Source organism: Natronococcus occultus SP4, assembly GCF_000328685.1.
Taxonomy (GTDB): Archaea; Halobacteriota; Halobacteria; order Halobacteriales; family Natrialbaceae; genus Natronococcus; species Natronococcus occultus.
On sequence record NC_019974.1, the window covers coordinates 3453615 to 3471260 of the forward strand.

Consider the following 17646-nt stretch of genomic DNA (forward strand, 5'->3'; position numbering starts at 1 on the left):
AGGGAGAACTCAGAGACACACCACTGTTTCCGGAGCTACGCCTTCCTACACACCATCGGTTCCGGAGCTACGCCTTCCTACACACCATCGGTTCCGGAGCTACGTTTGGGCTAGTATACTAAGCGATCCCCTCCACTATTGAGCTACCCCTCCACTGTTTCCGAAGCTTTCAGTCAGTTTTGAATTACTTCAATATCGAATGGACGAGCAATAGTAGCGGGTTTCAGTAGTTAGAAATCCCGGACTGTAGGAGATCATTGTCGGTGGCCGTAGACTGGATAATGTTGGCGATCTCCTCAAAGCGATTTGTCGAGAGAAGAACATCCAGAACTGCGTTTAGTGGTACATCAAGTTCGTACTCGTGGTAGCGACCCGCCGAGAGTCCTTCGTTGCGTTCGTAGACGCAGATCAGTCCGAGCATATTCATATCAGAAAGGTGATCGCGAACGCGGCGTTCACTCACATTATCAGTGTCGAGCCGGTCACAGATGTTCACATATCGTTCGTAGAGATCTCGAGAACGAATTGGGACTTCATTGAGCGCCTGGTGGTAAGCAAGCGCACAAAGGACAGCGTGGCCCTGGGTTGTGAGTTCTTGCATCCCTTCGTACAGTTGGTTCTTTTCGAGCTCCTCCTGAGCATCACGGACATGCTCTTCAGTTACGGTGTCAGCGTCTTCTGCTTGAGCCAGTTCACCGGCTTCACGAAGAAGACGAATTGCCTGCCGAGCTGAACCAGTATCCTGCGCAGCGAAAGCAGCACAGAGTGGCACAACCTCACCACTGAGGACACCCTCGTAGAACGCTTTCTCAGCACGGGGTTCGAGAATTGATCGAAGTTGATTTGCGTCGTATGGTGGGTAGAGGATCTCTTTTTCCGCTAACGTGTCTTTGACTTTCGGCGAAAGATTCTCCCGAAACTGGAAATCGTTACTGATACCGATGATAACCGGTCGGACGTCCTCGACATAGCCATTCGATCGCGCCCGAGGGAGCCCATAGAGAATCTCATCCGAATGCCCAATATTATCGATTTCGTCGAGAACAACGATTACTGTTCCCCCAAGTGCATTGAGTTCCTCATAGAGAAGATCGAAAACCCGCTGCTGTGAATACCCAGTGGTGCTGATTCGTTCTTTAGTTTGGTTCTCTCGGAGCGTATTCACAAGTGCGACGGCGACCTGGTAGGAAGAAGAAAGATTCTCACAACTTACCCACACGGTCGAAAGGTCAATATCATCGTACTCGGCAGCGTCGCGCTCGAGATGAGATAACATAAATTTCGTCGCGACGGTTTTCCCAGTTCCGGTTTTTCCATATAAGAAGATATTGGATGTTGGCCTGTTGTCAATGATTGGCTGAAGCGCCCGTTGATATTTCTCGAGCTCCTCGTCTCGTTCACGGATATCCTCAGGTTCGTAGGAATCATCAAGAGGTTCGGCGTTCGCGAATACCTGCTGATCACGCTCAAACATTCCCATATGGACATGTACTTATTTTAACCACAATAAAACCACTAGTTCCTTAGCTTCCGAAGCATCCGAAGCTTAGAGATTTATAAAGACAGGCGGACCAAAGTTTCCGGAGCTAGTTCACTTATAAAATACACTCCCTCCACCATTTCCGGAGCTCTGATCTATAGATGAGCCCTCTCTACGGAGATATCTGTGGATACCCAACTTTTAATACAAGCTACAACCAATACGGACTGTAATAGGTAAATAAAAGCTAGAAGAATCTAGATTTCGTTGATGTCTAGGTCGTCCTTATTAGCTTCAGTTCTCCTGGCCGCTCTCTCGTAGGATAGCTCCGGAAACAGTGGTGTGTGTGTGTGTGTCCAAACACTCTCGGAAATAGTAGAGGAGGGGGGGTTCCTGTGGAACAACCAGTCAACTACCCATCCTACTCGCTCGGGGCTCACACCTGCTTGCCTCGTTGAGGTGGGACTTGTCCGTAGACTCGGTCTCGAACTCGTCTGAGTAGGGATGTATCGTAGTAACCCTCGAAGGGTTCTGGCCTCGGGGAAAACCCCAATATCCAGTGAATTACTATCCGGCCGAATCCACTGTATACCGTAGATTGCAACGGTATTTGCTCCGGAAACGGTGGTGTCTTCTTCGCCGCTGTTTCCCCTCTCATTGACTCCTACGAAACCTTTCGATTTACGTACTATACCTTCCACTAGATGCCTTAGTTGTCCTTGTGAGTCTTGGCATGATCAGCGACCCACGACTGAAGTCGTGGGCTTCTTCCCGCACCGTACGGGGTTGTCGGTTGACTCCCGTTCTGCCGCTCATTTCAAGTGGAGGCGATGAACTGGAAGTGTTTACTTCGGCGGATGTTCATCGGTTGTACGTCTTGTCCAAGATCGACTCGTACACTGGCAACGAGGAATCGCGACACCCTCTCCAACCGATTCACTCGGTCACTCCGTTCCCTCGTTCCTCCCTCGCGCGGTGTCGTCGACCGATTCTCGTTATCGCTCGAACGGATCGACAGCGCACCACCGCAGCGTGGTCTGTAGACTCCCTTAAACGAGCCGATCGACCGTTGGCAGGCAAGGCCAACCCCTACCCGTACCTGCCGAGTACGCCCGTCAGAGACACGTGGTCGTCGCTACCGAAGTGCTGGTCGCGCTGGTCGTCCTGGCCTTCCTCGGCGGGATCATCGTCGCCACGATCGGCCCCGGCGGGATCCTCATCGTCACCGGGCTCTACCTCATGACGTCGCTTTCGAGCGCCGAGGTCGCGGGTACCTCGAGCGCCGTCTTTACGATCGGCGCAGTGCTCGGCAGTCTCATCTACGCGCGCTCGGGCGAGATCGACTGGTGGATCGCAGGCGTCGTCAGCGCCGCCGCCGCGGCGGGCACCTGGGTCGGCGTTCAGGCGAACGCCTACCTCTCCCGGGCGCTGTACGGGATCGTACTGGCGGTGCTGCTGGCCATCGTCGGCGTCACGATCGTCTACCAGGAGTACCACGACCTCGAGCCCCGCGTCGAACTCGGCCGCGGCGGGTGGGACACCGCCGGCTTCGTCGCGGTCGGGATCGTGATCGGCGTCGCCGGCGGCCTGCTAGGGATCGGCGGCGCGGCGCTGTCGGCGCCCGCGCTGGTGTTGGTCGGCGTGCCGATGCTCGCGACGATCGCGATTACGCAGGTTGTGGTCGTCGCGACCGCGCTGTTTACGACGCTCAACTACGTGTTACTGGACGCGATCGTCACCTCGCTGTTCGTCCCGATCACGCTCTCGTATCTCGGCGGCGTCGGGATCGGCTGGTGGCTCGCCCACCGGGCCGAGCCGGGCCGGCTCAAGCTCACGCTCGGCGTCGCGCTGATCGGGCTGGCGGGCTCGCTGGTCGTCTAAGGGCTACCCGAGCCTGCTGCGAGCGTCCTCGCGGTCCATCCCGAGACCGATCTGGTGCTCGCCGTAGTAGAGCGTGCCGCCGCCGCTGCCGACGATGTAACCCAGCGGACCGACCGCCTCGATGCGGTTGTCGTCGCTGGCCGTAAACCGCATCGACGCGTCCTCGAAGGCGAGATCGCCGTTGACCCAGTATCGCATCTCGCCGTCGGCCGCGGCGGTCCCGCCGTCGTAGGAGTTGACCGCGACGTGGCACTCGATCTCGTTCCAGGCGTCGGTCTCCACGACGGCGTCGGTCATCTGGAAGTCGCCCGAGCCGTCCATGTGGTAGGAGTACGAGAAGAACTTGTACCCCTCCGGCGCGGGCGAGTCGTTCCGGTTGGCGAACCCGATCGCGTTCGACCAGCCGTTTTGCCCGTCCGCCGCGCCGCCCCCCGATGAGCCCCCACCGTTGGTCAGCGGCGCCCAGAACAGCCGGACCGTGTCGTCGTCGCCCAGATCGAAGTCCTGGGGGTAGACGGTAAAGCGGGTGTAGAGTTCGTCCTGCTGCTCGCCGACGTGGTCGGCTAGCCGGTACTCGCAGTTCGCGATCTTCGAGTCGCCCGTAAACGCCGTCCGCAGCGATCGACCGTGACGCGTCGTCGGTTCGGTGACGAACTCCGGAACGTCCGACCCCCGGACGTCGTTGATGTCGTAGACCTCGCTCGGCTTGGCGTACTCGTCGTAGTCGACGTCGATCAGCGCCGTCTCGTCCGTTGTGGCTGCAGTCGTCCCTGCACCGGGGCCGACGCCAAGCGCAGTAAGCGCTCCGCCGGCGAGCCCCAGATAGGATCGTCGGCCGAGAGTGCGACCGTTCCCCCCGCGAAATCCCTCGTTGCGCGTCCCCTCGGATCGCTCTCGAACCGGGTGCTGTCGTTCCATGCGGTCGGGAAACGGGCGACCGTGGCTATAAATTTTCCTTTTACATTGAATGTAAGAAAATCCGAAACTGATTCTGCCTGGCCGGATCCTGTGTAACGTTTGACCGGTGTGTCGGTCCAAATAGCTCCGCTCGAAAACTCCGATTACGGATTCAAATACGGCGTTCACCGACGACAATCGCTCCTTGAACCGACAGACGGCGTCGCATCGGTTTGCGGTCGTCCGGTCGGTCGCGGGACAATCTGTCGTTACCGTCCGCGAGGACGCGAGACGGTCGGGACGGCTTTCCGTTCGGCCCTCGCCCTCGCGCTATGCGCTCGGATCCACGGGTGCTGGTGCTCGACGGCGACTACCCGGCCTCGCTGACGATCGCCAAGGAGCTCTCCGAGGACGTCGGGGCGACGGTCGTCGGCGCGGGAACGAGTCGGCACAGCCGACTCCTCCGCTCGCGGTACTGCGACGTCGCGGTCGCGATCCCCGCGACCGACGATCCCCGCTATTTCGAGGCCGTCCGTGCCGTCATCGAGACGCACCGCCCCGATCTCGTGCTTCCCGTCGGCTACGGGTCGGCAGCCGCACTCGAGAGCGGCCGCGACGACCTTCCAGCGTTCGTCTCGACCTGTCTCCCGGAGCCCGACGCCTTCGAGACCGCGGCCGACAAGCGAGCGACGGCGGAGCTGGCGAGGACGCTCGGGATCGACGTTCCCCGGGACCACTCGGCGCTCGTCGCGACCCTCGATTCGGAGGGCCGCGAGCCGGGGGCGCTCGACGTCCTCGAGTTCCCGCTGTTCTGCAAGGCCCGCCGCGAGGCCGGTGGCGGGGGAGAGACGACCGCCCGGATCGTGGATCCGGGACGGTTCTGGGAGGTCTACGACCGGCTCGCGGCCGCCTCGCCGACCGGCGAGGTGCTCGTCCAGGAGTCGATCGACGGCTCGGGGGCGACCGACGGCTGCGGGTTGTTCTGTCTAGACGGCGAGGTCGAGCTCCGGATGGCCCACGAGGAGCTGCGATCGGTCCCCCGCCGGGGCGGCAGCGGCACGCATCTCCGGCTGCGCCGGGACCCCGCGGTCGAGTCGGCGGCGACCGAGCTGCTCCGGAGCCTCGACTGGCGCGGGGTCGCCCTCGTCGAGTTCAAGCGCCGCGAGGACGGCGAGCTTGTCCTGATGGAGATCAACCCGAAGTTCTGGGCGTCCTACGCGCTGGCCAGCACCCACGGCTACCGGTTCGCCTCGCGGCTGGTCGCGAGGACGCTCGGACTCGAGGATCGCCTCCCCGACCGATCGCCCGAGCCGACGGGGGAGATGACGTTCCCGCTGCGGGAGCTGTACTACTACGCGCGAAACCGCGACGAGGAGCGACTGCTTGACTGTCTGGGCGCGATCGTGAAACCGGGCGTCCCCTGGAACGTCGACCGCTCGGATCTCGGGGCCTGGCTGACGCCGCCGGCCGCCGTCCTCGAGCGGCTGCCGACGAGCGCCGCGGAGCCGGACGGAGCCCTCGACCGCGAGGCGGTCGCGTTCACGCGTCGGTAGGCGAGTCGGGGTAGTCGTCGGGATCGACCTCGTCCCCACCGACCCACAGCTCGTCGGGAGCGGGGTCGGCCTCGAACGCGACGACCTCGCCGTCGAAGAGGTAGCCGTCGACGGTCTTCGGTTCGGCCGTCGCCTCGGCGATCGCGTCTCCGCTTTCGGACTCGTCGGCCGGCGTGATCTCGACGGTCCCGTTGTACGTCGCCTGGTGGCCGTCGGCGTTGCTCCAGTCAGTGTGGACGACCGTGCCGTCGACCGAGAGGCGATAGGTCGCGGACTCGGCCCCGTTGACGTAGGTTACCCGTCCGTCGTAGGCGTCCATGTTCGCCGGGTCCTCGAAGTAGGGGTGCTGGTCGTAGGGAGGAATCTCGGGGAGCCCCGTCGCGAGCAGCTCGTGCTCGTCGTAGTAGATCGCCAGATCCGCCGGTGCGGTCTCGCGCCCGCCGTAGCGCACGAGCGGACCGGCGTACTCGACGGCCTGCTCCTCGATCGTCGTCCACCTGAAGTCCGTCCGCTCGTAGGCCAGTTCGCCGTCGAGCCAGCACCGGACCTCGCCGTCGGGAACGGCCTCGCCGTCCTCGATCGAGTTCATCGAGACGGCGGTCTCGAGGGCGACCCACTCGTCGGCCGGCACCCGCACGCCCGTCAATTCGAACTCGCCACTCGTCGAGGGTTGATCGAGGTGATAGGTGTAGGTCGCGAGCGCGTACTCGTCGGCCGACCGCCCCTTCCGGTTCGTGACCGCCAGCGCGCTCGACCAGCCGTCGGTCCCGGAGGGACGGCCGCGCCCGCCCGAACCGCGCTCCCCCGCCTCCGTGTTCAGGCCGAGCGCCCAGAATCGACAGACGTCGCCCGCCCGCATCTCCCAGTCGGCCAGCCGAACCATCGCGCGCTGGCGAACCTCGAGGGGTTGCCCGTCACCGTTCGCCGGAAACCAGTAGGCGGCGTTGCTCCCGTTGCTCTCCCCGCGGGGGATCTCACAGCGCAACGCGCGCTCCCCCTCGAACGTGTAGTTGTCGACAAGCGAGAACGCCGTTGGATCGCCCGACCAGACACGGTAGACGTCGGTCGGCGACTCGAGGACGTCGTAGTCGACGCCGACGAACGCGGCGTCCTCGTCGGCGCGGTCGGCGAGCGAGTCCTCGAACCCGACCGGGTCGTCGTCCGCCGGCGGAGCCGCGGGCGGCTCTTCATCGTCGTCCTCGTCACCGTTGTCCGGCGGCTCGTCGGGCTCCGTCGGCTCCTCGGGATCGTCCGACGGACACCCCGCGAGGACGGTCGCTCCGACGAGGGCGCCGCTGGCCTTCAGGACGGTTCGCCGCTCCATCCTCCGAAGGGAGGGGGTGGCGGTGCTATAGCGTTCGGTACCGTCGCCGCGAGAAGTCCGGGATTGTGCTCGCCCGACCGCGCGGACGGTTCGCAAACGTCCGGTTACCGCTGTGCGGGACGACGGGCCCGAACCTCGCAACCGGCGCCGACCGCCGCGACCCAGCGGCCGATTACCCTCGCGTTGTTCGTCGAACGTGCTGTAACGTTTTTCGCACCGGTTCGCGTAGCGAGGCGCCGACGATGCACCACCGCCAGTCGGCGACGCTCGCACCGTCGGCGACCGCCTCGCCCGCGTCGAACGCCACGCTCGCACGGCTCCGGAGGGTATCGTGAGCGTGAGCCGACGGTCCGTCGAGCCGGTGTCGCTCCTCTCGGTCGCGCTCGTCGGCGCGGCCGTGCTGGGGGTCGGGGTCCCGCTGGTGCTGGGCCTGCCGAACCTGTCGATCCTCGGCCTGTACGTTGCAGTCCCGATGATCGCCGCGCCGCTGGTCGCTCGCCTGGTTCGTACCGATCGGGCGGGCGTCGGAAGCGCCGCGACGGCGATCCGGGTCGACTGGCGGCTCTGGTCGACGTGCTTTCACCTCCTGGGGGCCGCGCTCGTGGTCGCGCTGGTCGTAACCGAGGTTCGCCCCTACGGGTTCTACGCGGGCGTCGCCGTTCTCTACGGACTTTGCTTTCTCCTGATCGTCGCGACGCCGCCCGGGCGATCGAGGCGCGCCGTCGCGCTCTATCACCTCGTCGTCGCCCTCCTGCTCGTCGTCTACAGCGTCACGCTGAACTACGGCTTCTTCGTCGGCCACACCGACCTCTCGGCCCACACCGCGATCACGAACTCGATCCTCGAAACCGGGCGGACGTCGACGCTGCTGCCGGGCTACGAGTCGTTCCAGCTCTGGCACGTCCACGCCGCGTTCGGCTCGCTCCTGCTGGGCGACGGCGTCGCGGCCCACACGACCGCCTTCCTCCTCTCGGGCGGGCTGTTCGCGGCGGGGGTCGGCCTGATCTACGGGTTCGCCCGTCGGCTTCACCCCGACGAGACGTTCGGGCTCCTCTCGGCGCTCGTTGCGATCGCGTTCCCGCTGTATCTCTTCTACGGGATGTACTCGATCCCCCGCAGCGCGACGTCGATCCTCCTGCTTGCCCTGCTGGTCGCGCTCGCGAGTCGCCCGACCGGGAACGTGCGCCTGCTGACCCTCGGGCTCGTCGTCGCGATCGTCGTCGCCCACCCTGTCACCATCCCGTTCGTGCTGGCGATCCTCGTCCTCGTGGCCGTCGCCGAGCGCGCGACGGGGCGATCCGAGCCGCTGGTCGACGTCTACGTCCTCGGGGTGTCGGTGCTGGCGACGGGACTCTACTGGCTGTACGCCGCGGAGTTCGTCGTCGCGCGGATCGCGGGGACGATCCAGTCGGTGCTGTTCGACCCTTCGGAGTCGGCGGTTCCGGAGGGCGTGATTGCCAGCCCCTGGGTCGAGGTCGCGAACTACGTCCCCTACGGCTTCGCGCTCTTTTTCCTCCTGCTCGGCTTTCTCTTCCTGCTCGAGCGGCGGTCCCGAGAACCCGTCGCCGACGACCGCGCTCCTCCGGACGGGGCCGTCGCGGGCGACGGCGGCCGAGTGCAGCGTCCGCACCTGCTGACCATCGGCGTCGTCGCGGTCGCGCTCGCGCCGCTGGTCTTTCCCGGCCCGCTACTCTTGCTCGACGCGCTGGCTGGCGTCAACGTCGACCGGTTCGGCCACTACGCGTTCGCGTTCGTCGCGCTGACGGGCGGGTACGGGCTGTACGAACTCGTTCGCCGGGGCGGCCTCGCGACCCTGCTCGCCGCGCTCGTGATCCTCTCGCTGTTTACGTTCACCGCGGTCTCGAACGACTTCACCGCCTCGGACAACCCCGTCGTCGAGCGCCCGTTCTACACCTTCTACCTCGCGGACGAGGAGCGCCAGTCGTTCGAGACGATCGACGACCGCTACCGCGGCGCGTTCGGCACGGATCGGGTCAGCTGTCGGTACCTGGGCGAACTTCACGGCGCGCAGTGTTCGGTGATCGACGCCGGTGCGGGCGAGGCCATGTTCGACGAGCACGACGCCGTCCTCGTCCGCGAGGACGAACTCGCGGACCGACCGCTGCAGTTCTCGGCGTACGTCGACGAGGCCGAGCTTCCCCGAGAGTCGCTCGCGGAGCGCGACCGCGTCTACGACTCGGGATCGGTGTCGTTCCACGCCTGAGGAAGACGTCCGACCGCGCTCGAAACGTCCGATTACCGCACTCCCGAGCCGAGAGCGTCCGGTGACTTTACGGCTCCGACCGTGGAGGAGCGTCCGATGACGACGCCGCGACGACGCCGCTACCTCCGACTCCAGCTAGCCTGGGCCCTCGGCGCTGCGCTCGGGCTCGCCGTCCTCGGCGCGTTCTCCCTCGGCGCGTTCATCCTGCTGGCCGTCCTGGGAGCCGTCGTCCTCGACGAGGTGCTGACGCCCGTCGAGGTCCGGCCGCGCTGGCGCGGGCGCCGCCTCCGGTGGCTCGCCGCGGTCGGCGCCCTCGCCGTCGCGGCCGTCCTCGTCGGTCGCACGCTCGAGCTGCTCTCCGTCGGTCTCGCACTCCCTCCGGGATCGGTCGTCGCCGTGGGGGTGTTCGCGTAACCGTGCTCCACTCCGTCGATCGACGACGGCTCGCGTTGCTCGCGTTCGCCGCCGCCGTCGTCCTCGCGACCGTCTGGTTCGGCGCGACCGCGAGCGAGGCCCACGATCCGTACAATCCCGGGAGCGAGGGCACCAGCGAGCTCCGCCAGACCGTCGCGGACGACCCCGACAGCGAGGACGCGACCGTCGGCAACGACGATCTCGAGGACGCGGACGCCGCGATCGCCATCCCCGGACCAGAGACCGACGAATCGACCGCGGACGCCGCGGCGTTCGTCCGCGAGGGCGGGACCCTGATCGTGCTCGCCGACGATCCGTCGGCCGACGACGTCCTCGAATCGGTCGGTGCCGAGGCCCGCCTCGAGGACGGCGTGCTCCGCGACGATCGTCACCACCACCGCGGGCCCGCGATGCCGACCGCGACCGAGACCGCCGACCACGAGCTGACGGCGGGGGTCGACCGACTGGGGCTCGACCGCGCGACGGCGATCGAACCGAACGACGCGACCGTCCTCGCGACGACGAGCGAGTCGAGCTACCTCGTCGACGACCCCGACGCGACCCGCGACGAGGAGACGACGCCCGAACCTCACCCGGTCGTGACGGTCGAGGACGTCGGCGGCGGAACGGTGCTCGTCGTCGGCGACGCCGCACTCGCGACCAACGGCGGGCTCGACCGCGAGGACAACGCGGCGCTGCTGGCGAACGGGTACGCCGACGCCGATCGGGTCGTCCTGCTGGCGCCGGGCGCCGACGATCCCCCGCCGCTGGCGACGCTGCAGGAACGCGTCCTCGATCGCGTCGGCTCGTAGCAGCCGGTTCGTCCAGCAACCCGTCGACGCAACGGACGGTTTCCGAACCCACGGGAGCGGGAAATCCGACCGTAGCCGGCTGACGCTCCGAAGCTATTTCTCGGCGCGCGGTGGGGAAAGGAGAGCGTCGACTCTCGCATGGCTCTGGAAGTCGAACACATCGACGGCATCGAGGAGGCGAACCGCAACCAGTGGAACCACGTCGTCGAGGGCTCGGAACTCGGCTGCGTCTTTCACCGCTACGAGTGGCTCCGGGCGATTGAGGAGGGGCTGGACCGCGAGCCCAGACACGTCCTGGTTTCGAAGAAGGGGAATCCGATCGCCCTCTTGCCGAACTTCGTCGCCCCGCTTGGCCCCGTCGCCCAGCTGAAGTCGATCGAACCGGGCTACGGCGGGCCGATCGCGATGACCGACGAGGAGCGGGCGATCGAGCTCCTGCTCGACGGCGTCGCCGAGCGCTGCGACGGGCGCGTCCTGTTCAACCAGCTCCGAACCTACGACGAGGGGTACGTCCGGTACCAGAACGTCCTCCGGGAGCGAGGGTACGACGTCACCGTCCACTCCTGTCGGTTCGCGCTGGATCTCACCCGCGGCTGGGACGCGGTTTTCGAGCGGATGGACGGCGAGCGCCGCCGCGGGATCAGGCGCGGCCACGAGACCGAGTTCGAGGTCCGCGAGGAACCCCTCACGGCCGGCGTGCTGGCGGCGTTCTACGACGACTACGTACGGGTGATGGATCGGGTCGGGATGCGGGCAGTTCCCTACACCTTTTTGGCCGCGCTCGAGAACCTCGAGGACCGGGTCGTGATCCTCTCGCTGCGGGTCGACGGACGGCGACGCGGGATGTACCTGTTCCTCGAGGACGACGAGCAGTCGGCGGTCCAGCACCTCTACACCGCCGTCACCCGGGATCACTTCGAGTACCACGCCCCCGAGTTGCTCCACGAGCACGCGATCAGGCGGGCGATCGATCGGGGGTACGAGACCTACGAGCTCCGGGGGTCGACGCCCGACTTCAGGAACGGCGTCTTCGGCTTCAAGGAACACTTCGGCGCCCGGCCGATGCCGCTGTTGTTGTGGGAACGGGGCCGACCCGCGCCGGCCCAGTCGGCGCTCGACCTCGCGCGAACGCTTTACTGGCGGTTCGGGTCGCCGACGTGGAACTGATGGGAGCAAAGGCTCGGCTCGCGACGGGCGATCGCCGTCCGAACCCGTCGGCGAGCGCGTCGCTCACGACTGTCGACGGGTCGGCCGTCGTATTACGTCGATCGACGGCGTGGGAACCGACGGATCCGCATGGCTGACTCGCTGTCCTCGGCGGTGCGGTCGGTCGTCGGCGCGAAGCTGTTCGTCGTCTTCGCGGGCGTTCTGTTCACGCCCGCGCTGGTCAGGCTGCTCGGCCCGACGGAGTACGGCCGGTACGCGCTCGTGCTGTCGATCTTCGGGCTCGTCAACGTCGTGATCGCCGGCGGGACCAGCGACGCGGTCCGCAAGTACATCGCCGAGCGTTCGGTGCCGACCTGGCAGGCGGCGGTCTACGGCTACGTATTCCGCCCGACGCTGCTCCTGGGCGTCCTGGTTGGCGCTGCCTTCTGGCTCGCCGCGTGGTCCGGCCTCGCTGCCCGCCTGTTCGGCGCGCCGTTTACCTCGCTGTTCTATCTGCTCGGCGGGTACGCCCTCGCCAGCCAGCTTGCCACCCACAACCTGCGGACGCTGATGGGGCTCGAGCTGGAATCGCGCTCCGAGCCACTGAAGGTCGTCGAGAAGACGCTGTTCGTCGTCACCGCGCTGGGGCTGGTCGTCCTGGGACTGGGCGTCGAGGGGGTGCTCCTCGGACACATCCTCGCCAGCGCGACGGTGTTCGTCCTCGCGCTCCCGGTTATCGCGCGGTCGATCCCGCTGCGGGCGCTCGTCTCGCCGCCCGACGTCGACCTGCCGAAACGCGGGATCGTCGGCTACCTCGCGAGCACGGTGCTGTTCTTTCTGTTCCTGAACTCGCTGTACCACGTCGACGTCGTCCTGTTGCAGCTGTGGACGACCGACGAGACCGTCGGCTACTACCGCGGGGCGCTCTCGATCGCCGAGTTCCTCTGGCTCGCCCCCACAGCGGTCCAGCTCGTGCTCCTCCAGCGGATCTCGAACCTCTGGGCGACCGACGACCTCACGGCGATCCAGCGCCAGGCCGAGCGGGCCACCCGGTACGTCCTCTTGCTCACCGTCTTGCTCGCAATCGGCGTCGCCGCGCTGTCCGGGGCGTTCGTCCCGCTCTACCTCGGCTCGGCGTTTACCCCCTCGATCCTCCCGCTACTGCTGTTGCTCCCCGGCGTCGTCGGGTTCGCGGTCGCGCGGCCGACGCTTGCGATCAATCAGGGCCGTCGCTCCCTGCGGCCGCTGCTCGTCGCGACGGGCGCCTGCTCGCTGGTCAACCTCGCGTTGAACCTGGCGCTGATCCCCGCCTACGGGATGGCCGGCGCGGCGGTCGCGACCTCGATCGGCTACGGCAGCCTCGTCGCGTTCCAGGCGCTGGCCGCCCGTCGCCTGGGCTACCGCCCGCTCGCGGGGCTGCGGTGGCGCCCCGTCCTCCTCTCGGCCGCGGGGACCGTCCTCGTCGTCGTCCCGGTCGCGTTGCTCGCGCCCTCGTCGCTGTTCGCGCTCGCTGTCGTTCCGCCGCTTGGCGCGCTGGCGTACGCGGTGCTTTCGGTCGTTACCGGTGCCTTGACCTCCGAGGACGTCCGCGAGCTGCTCGACGGGATCGGCGTCCTCCCGCGGAGCCTCGAGCGACGGCTGTTCGTGGTCGTCGATCGACTGCCGAGGCTCCGTGAGTGATCGGGTACTGGCGATCCGACGGCGCCCCGCTCGCTCGATCACCGCGCCCGAGCAGCGCACGCAGTGCGACCCGGAGCGTGTGTTCGTTCTCGGTCAGTCGGTTCAGGAAGTACCGCTTCCAGCGGCTGCCGTAGGGGACGTACTGGTCGACGTCGTACTCGCTCGCCAGCTCGCGCTGGACCGTCGGCCGCACGCCCATCAGCATCTGTACCTCGAGGGTCGTCCCGTGACACTCGCCCAGTTCGGTCGCGTACTCGATGATCGTGAGGTCGTGGGTCGCGACGGCGATCGGCCCCTCGAAGCTCTCGAACGCCCGCTCGAGGACGTCCCGGTAGGCCCGGGCCATCCGCTCCGGATCGCGGTAGGCGACCGAGCGCGGCTCGTCGTAGGCGCCGCCCCTCACGAGCCGGAGCCGACCGGGGACGTCGGCGAGGCGATCGAGGTCGGCGGGCGTCCGTTTGAGGTTCGCCTGCAGGCAGACGCCCAGCCCCGAATCACCGTAGCTGGGGGCGAACGCCTCGAACGCCTCGAGCGTCGCGTCCGTCGTCGTCCGCTCCTCCATGTCCAGCCAGACGACGACGTCGCGATCGCTCGCGACCGCGAGGACGGACTCCAGGCATCGACGGAAGACGTCCTCGCCGAGGTCGAGCCCGAGCTGGGTGGGTTTGACCGACACCGCCCCCTCCAGTCCCGTCTCCCCGATCGCCGCGACCAGCTCGCGGTAGGCCGCCGCGTCGGCGCTCACCCGCCAGGGATCGTCGTGGTGAGTGCCGAGCCGATTTACCATTCCGCCGAGGCCGTCCTCGTTCAGCCGACGGACGCGGTCGAGGGCCTCGGCTTCGGTCTCGCCGGCGACGAATCGACTGGCTACGGGCGGGATCATCCGTCGGTATCGCTCGCGTCGTCGGGCTCCCACCAACAGGTGACCCGTCGCTCGCCGGGCCGGTCTTCCAGCACGATCGCGTCGACCGGGCGCTCGAGGCCGACCGCGAGCCCGACCCCCAGGATCGAGACGACGGGGTGGTCGAACCGATCCGCGGGACCGAAGACGCCCTCCGAAATCGCGACGTCGAGCCGCCCGTCCCCGGCGTCGATCGACGGCTCGGCGCGGTCGACGACCTCGAAGCGGTCGGCGAGCGCGTCGGTCAGCTGTTCGGCCAGTCGCTCCGGATCGCCCGCTAGTCCGTCCGCGAGCGAGCGCTCGAGCTCGGCGACGAACGGGGCGCCGACCGGCTCGAGCGACAGCGTCGTGTCCCCGGTCTCGCCGCCGTCCTCGGCGACGAGATCCGTCGATCGCGGGCGATCGGCCGCGAGGGGAACGATCAGTCGAACGCCGTCGGCTCCTCGTCCCGCGAGCGGAACGTAGCGCCGATCGGCGGTCGCACCGATCGTCTCCACGAGCCGGGCGAGGTTCCGTGCGCTCGTCTCGTACACCCGCGTCGCGTCCCGCGCCTCGATCGCCCGTTCGGGCTCTATCTCGGCCGCCAGTACGGCGGCGAACCCGCCGATCCCGGCCAGCGCGAACAGCACTGTCCGGCCGTCGGGGAGGGCGAGCCCGGCGACGAACGCCAGCGCGCCGAGGACGGCGAACCCGACCGCCGTCGTCGGGTCCTGGAGCTGTTCCTCGAAGCTCCGGACGTCCTCGCGACCGCGCGAGTGGCGTTCGGCGTCGCTCGAGTCCGAACGGTGATCGTCCGACGACCGCCGACGGATCGTCGAGGCGTCGTCGCCCAGATCGGCCGTCACGGCCGCCACCTCCGTCGAACGGGCGCGTCGTCGTGACTCGAGCCGGGGCGGGCGAACCGGACGAACGTTCGGGAACGCGACACGAGTGTCACCCGGCGAACGTACGGCGAAGGGGTGTTTGAAGCTGTGGGAGCGAAACGTTGCGTTTCCTCGCGCCCGTTCCGATAATTCCGGATTTCCCGACGTCGACGGCGAGCGACCGGTCGCGGGTTCGGGACCCCCGGACGGACCGTTTCGAAGGGATCGAGGACGTGGCTTCCGATCGTCGATCAGCTCGAGAGACCGTTCGGAACGACGACTACCGGGTTTTATGCGCCGACGGCGGAAGCTCCGTGTCGATGGGGTCGAACGGCGAATCCGAACCGGGCTGGCGGCTCCCTGCCGACCTCGCTGCGGCGCTGGCGCTGACGGCGCTGGTGAACGTCGCGGCGTTCGCGCCGGTGGTTCGCGAGACGCCGGTTCGGATCCCGCTCGGGCTCGCCGTTCTCCTGTTCGTTCCCGGCTACGTCGTCGTCGCCGCGCTGTTTCCCGGGCGACGCGACGTCGACGCCATCGATCGGCTCTCGCTGTCGGTCGTCGCGAGCGCGGTCGTGGTCCCCGCCGTTGGGCTGGTGCTGAACGCGACGCCGTGGGGGATCCGGCTCGGCCCGATGCTGGTGGGGGTCTCGCTCGTCATCGTCGTCGGATGCGTCCTCGGGACGCGGCGACGACTGGCGGTGCGGCCCGACGAGCGGTTCCGGGTGCCGTATCGCGAGTGGACTCGACAGAAGGTCGCGGTGGTCCGACCGAACGGCGGTACCGACCTCGCGCTGACGCTGTCGCTTGCCGTCGCCGTGATCGTCGCCGTCGGCGCGGCCGGGTTCGCCGTCGCTGATCATCACGGTTACGGGCCCGAGAACGGCGAGGACGACGCCGCGGCGATCTCGCTGCTCGATTCTGACGGCGACCTGCTGGCCGAGTCGGAAGCGACCCTCGAGCCGGGGTCGGCCGGTTCCGTGTTTGTCGGCGTCGACAACTACGGGGGCGAGCCGAGAAGTTACATCGTCCTCGCGCTCGAGCGGGAGCTCGCGGACGACGGCACTGTCACGGACGAGCGCGAACTCGAGCGGTTCGACGTGACCGTTGACGACGGCGAACGCGGGACGGTCGAGCACGAACTCGAACCGACGGCGGGGGGAGACGTTCAGTTCGTCTGGTTGCTGTATCCGGATGCGGTGCCCGAGGAGCCGTCGACCGACTCCGCCGATGCATACGCTTCCTTGATGGTCAGCGGTGAGGAGGCTCCCGGGTAGTGTCATTGAGGTGAATCTTGATCGATTGTTTTTCTGTCCATTTCGCTTCGGGACGTCGACGGCTCCTCACAGCCCTACTCGGCGAGTGCTGTGCGGTCAGATTTAATGTGGGTGTGTGTGAACGGTTGTGTTTAGTTAAGGCTGAAGGATGAGTCGGGGTGATTTTCAGCTGGTCTATGGCGAAAATCGCCCGCCTCAGTGGTGGTAGCGACTGGATCGAATTAGATTTTGTGGAGCGAGAGCGGACACCGCGTCAGTTGATGGAGCTGGGTATTCGGCTGCACTTTGCGGGATTATCGCTTTCGAATACCGTTCGAGAATTAGAGAAGTTCGGTGTCGAGCGGTCGCGGAAAGCTGTCCACGACTGGGTTCAGAAAGCCAATCTACAGCCGGCCAGTAACGCCAGTCCGGATCACGTTGCGCTCGACGAGACGGTGATCCGAATCAACGGCAAACAGTTCTGGCTGTACGCCGCTGTCGATCCCGAGACGTACGAATTCCTGCACTTACGGCTGTTTACGACGACTACAACGGCATTGACACAGCGATTCCTCCGAGAGCTTCGTGAGAAACACGACGTCGAAGACGCCGTGTTTCTCGTCGATCACGCCCAGCATCTAGCAACAGCACTCCAGCGAACCGGGCTCCGATTCCGACCCGAACGACACGGAAATCGGAATGCTGTCGAACGTGTCTTTAGAGAGGTAAAACGACGCACATCCTCATTCAGTAATAATTTCAGTCACGTCGATCCAACAACCGCCGAAACGTGGTTACAAGCCTTCGCTGTCTGGTGGAACTTGCTTAACTAAACACAATGGTGTGAACGGCACTGCCCCTCCGGAATGTTCTTCGTCTAGCCTCACGTGACTGATTGTCTATTTGAAGAGACAAGCTGGCTTCCACCTGATCGGCGTCGAGTGCAGATCGCTATTGGTAAAAGTATTGTCGGTATTAGACCGCTTGCTCTTGTAAATACATAGCAATACTGAAGTCCAATTCGATACTTACTGCGGAGTTCTTTGTACGACAAGAATCGACACATATACCAGGTTTTTACCTCAGCTAACCGAGAAACACGATTCATCAATAGATTTTATCAACTATCTTCTTTCTACACATCAGAATAGTCATATCAAGTGAAGAAATGCTAAGAGTCGCGCTATATACCGGATAGCTCCATCATATAATCTATGA

The 17646-nt window shown here is 65.7% G+C and carries 13 protein-coding genes and 1 pseudogene; 9 read left to right on the forward strand and 5 right to left on the reverse strand.

What is annotated here, in order from left to right; translation table 11 throughout:
* Nucleotides 1-223 precede the first annotated feature (223 nt).
* Nucleotides 224-1480: a Cdc6/Cdc18 family protein gene (locus NATOC_RS21285; protein WP_015322687.1), complete on the reverse strand. Its 1257-nt coding sequence runs from the start codon at nucleotides 1478-1480 to the stop codon at nucleotides 224-226.
* Nucleotides 1481-2605: 1125 nt separating this feature from the next.
* Between NATOC_RS21285 and NATOC_RS16880 the strand changes: the two genes are divergently transcribed.
* Nucleotides 2606-3361, forward strand: a complete 756-nt coding sequence (locus tag NATOC_RS16880) for a sulfite exporter TauE/SafE family protein (RefSeq protein WP_015322688.1) — start codon at nucleotides 2606-2608, stop codon at nucleotides 3359-3361.
* A gap of 3 nt (nucleotides 3362-3364) precedes the next feature.
* Here the strand turns inward: NATOC_RS16880 and NATOC_RS16885 are convergent, their stop codons facing one another.
* A complete protein-coding gene (locus tag NATOC_RS16885) occupies nucleotides 3365-4279 on the reverse strand; it encodes a hypothetical protein (RefSeq protein ID WP_015322689.1) in 915 nt (304 codons plus the stop codon).
* A 311-nt stretch (nucleotides 4280-4590) separates the two neighbouring features.
* Between NATOC_RS16885 and NATOC_RS16890 the strand changes: the two genes are divergently transcribed.
* The gene (locus tag NATOC_RS16890) at nucleotides 4591-5811 is read left to right on the forward strand and encodes a carboxylate--amine ligase (RefSeq protein ID WP_015322690.1); all 1221 of its coding nucleotides are present in this window, start codon (nucleotides 4591-4593) and stop codon (nucleotides 5809-5811) included.
* Here NATOC_RS16890 and NATOC_RS16895 read toward each other — a convergent pair.
* Nucleotides 5798-7135 (reverse strand): twin-arginine translocation signal domain-containing protein, encoded by a 1338-nt coding sequence (locus NATOC_RS16895; RefSeq protein ID WP_015322691.1) that lies wholly within the window; start codon nucleotides 7133-7135, stop codon nucleotides 5798-5800. The genes NATOC_RS16890 and NATOC_RS16895 overlap by 14 nt on opposite strands.
* A gap of 337 nt (nucleotides 7136-7472) precedes the next feature.
* Between NATOC_RS16895 and NATOC_RS16900 the strand changes: the two genes are divergently transcribed.
* The 5 genes from NATOC_RS16900 to NATOC_RS16920 all read left to right on the forward strand — a co-directional run bounded on the left by NATOC_RS16900 (nucleotide 7473) and on the right by NATOC_RS16920 (nucleotide 13411).
* Entirely contained in the window at nucleotides 7473-9359 is a 1887-nt protein-coding gene (locus NATOC_RS16900; protein WP_157224645.1) for a hypothetical protein, read from the forward strand.
* Nucleotides 9360-9455: 96 nt separating this feature from the next.
* Nucleotides 9456-9773 (forward strand): hypothetical protein, encoded by a 318-nt coding sequence (locus tag NATOC_RS16905; protein WP_015322693.1) that lies wholly within the window; start codon nucleotides 9456-9458, stop codon nucleotides 9771-9773.
* A 2-nt stretch (nucleotides 9774-9775) separates the two neighbouring features.
* Nucleotides 9776-10585 carry a DUF4350 domain-containing protein gene (locus tag NATOC_RS16910; RefSeq protein ID WP_015322694.1) on the forward strand — a complete coding sequence of 270 codons (810 nt, stop codon included), beginning with the start codon at nucleotides 9776-9778 and terminating at the stop codon, nucleotides 10583-10585.
* Between the two features lie 138 nt (nucleotides 10586-10723).
* Nucleotides 10724-11752: a peptidoglycan bridge formation glycyltransferase FemA/FemB family protein gene (locus NATOC_RS16915; RefSeq protein WP_015322695.1), complete on the forward strand. Its 1029-nt coding sequence runs from the start codon at nucleotides 10724-10726 to the stop codon at nucleotides 11750-11752.
* Nucleotides 11753-11881: 129 nt separating this feature from the next.
* Nucleotides 11882-13411, forward strand: a complete 1530-nt coding sequence (locus NATOC_RS16920; RefSeq protein ID WP_015322696.1) for an oligosaccharide flippase family protein — start codon at nucleotides 11882-11884, stop codon at nucleotides 13409-13411.
* A 91-nt stretch (nucleotides 13412-13502) separates the two neighbouring features.
* Here the strand turns inward: NATOC_RS16920 and NATOC_RS22910 are convergent.
* Nucleotides 13503-14294: pseudogene (locus NATOC_RS22910) on the reverse strand (proline dehydrogenase family protein); the annotation flags it as partial.
* Nucleotides 14291-15157 carry a hypothetical protein gene (locus tag NATOC_RS16930; protein ID WP_245549661.1) on the reverse strand — a complete coding sequence of 289 codons (867 nt, stop codon included), beginning with the start codon at nucleotides 15155-15157 and terminating at the stop codon, nucleotides 14291-14293. The pseudogene NATOC_RS22910 and the gene NATOC_RS16930, both read right to left, overlap by 4 nt.
* Before the next feature lie 338 nt (nucleotides 15158-15495).
* Here NATOC_RS16930 and NATOC_RS16935 point away from each other — a divergent pair, with 338 nt between their 5' ends.
* On the forward strand, nucleotides 15496-16449 hold the full coding sequence (locus NATOC_RS16935; protein ID WP_015322699.1) for a DUF1616 domain-containing protein: 954 nt from the start codon (nucleotides 15496-15498) through the stop codon (nucleotides 16447-16449).
* Nucleotides 16450-16625: 176 nt separating this feature from the next.
* Nucleotides 16626-17261: an IS6 family transposase gene (locus tag NATOC_RS16940; RefSeq protein WP_015322700.1), complete on the forward strand. Its 636-nt coding sequence runs from the start codon at nucleotides 16626-16628 to the stop codon at nucleotides 17259-17261.
* The last annotated feature ends 385 nt before the right edge of the window (nucleotides 17262-17646 follow it).